At 52.7% G+C, this 1,344-nt stretch carries 1 rRNA gene; it reads right to left on the minus strand.

The features are described 5' to 3' along the window. A 23S ribosomal RNA gene (locus ACV229_RS40490) occupies nucleotides 1-1,344 on the minus strand; the annotation flags it as partial.

Here is a 1,344-nt window from a genome sequence, read left to right on the forward strand (position 1 = left end):
CACCCTTGAATCCTGCGCCCGGATTTGCCTAAGCGCCTTCTCCAATGCAGCGACCGGGACGTCCAACACCCGGACAACCTTCCGCGATCCGTCCCCCCATCGCATTTAACAATGGTGCAGGAATATTGACCTGCTTCCCATCAGCTACGCATTTCTGCCTCGCCTTAGGGGCCGACTCACCCTACGCCGATGAACGTTGCGTAGGAAACCTTGGGCTTACGGCGAGGGGGCCTTTCACCCCCTTTATCGCTACTCATGTCAGCATTCGCACTTCCGATACCTCCAGCACCCTTTACAAGGCACCTTCGCAGGCTTACGGAACGCTCTCCTACCATGCGTGCCAAGCACGCATCCGCAGCTTCGGTATATAGCTTAGCCCCGTTACATCTTCCGCGCAGGACGACTCGATCAGTGAGCTATTACGCTTTCTTTAAAGGGTGGCTGCTTCTAAGCCAACCTCCTGACTGTTTTAGCCTTCCCACTTCGTTTCCCACTTAGCTATATTTGGGGACCTTAGCTGGCGGTCTGGGTTGTTTCCCTCTTGACACCGGACGTTAGCACCCGATGTCTGTCTCCCGTGATTGCACTCTTCGGTATTCGGAGTTTGCTATGGCGGGGTAATCTGCAATAGACCCCCCAACCATGACAGTGCTCTACCCCCGAAGGTGAGACACGAGGCACTACCTAAATAGTTTTCGGAGAGAACCAGCTATTTCCAAGTTTGTTTAGCCTTTCACCCCTATCCACAGCTCATCCCCTAACTTTTCAACGTTAGTGGGTTCGGACCTCCAGTACGTGTTACCGCACCTTCATCCTGGCCATGGATAGATCACTTGGTTTCGGGTCTACGCCCAGCAACTGAACGCCCTATTCGGACTCGCTTTCGCTACGCCTGCCCTATACGGTTAAGCTTGCTACTGAACGTAAGTCGCTGACCCATTATACAAAAGGTACGCCGTCACCCCTTGCGAGGCTCCGACTGTTTGTATGCATGCGGTTTCAGGATCTATTTCACTCCCCTCCCGGGGTTCTTTTCGCCTTTCCCTCACGGTACTGGTTCACTATCGGTCGATCACGAGTATTTAGCCTTGGAGGATGGTCCCCCCATCTTCAGACAGGATTTCACGTGTCCCGCCCTACTTGTCGTACACCTAGTTCTTTCATACTGTTTTCGCCTACAGGGCTATCACCTGCTATGGCCGCACTTTCCAGAGCGTTCGGCTAACAATACAAATAAAGAGTACAAGGCTCATCCCATTTCGCTCGCCACTACTTTGGGAATCTCGGTTGATTTCTTTTCCTGCGGTTACTTAGATGTTTCAGTTCACCGCGTTCGCTTCACAT

It is taken from the genome of Burkholderia sp. MR1-5-21, assembly GCF_053427715.1.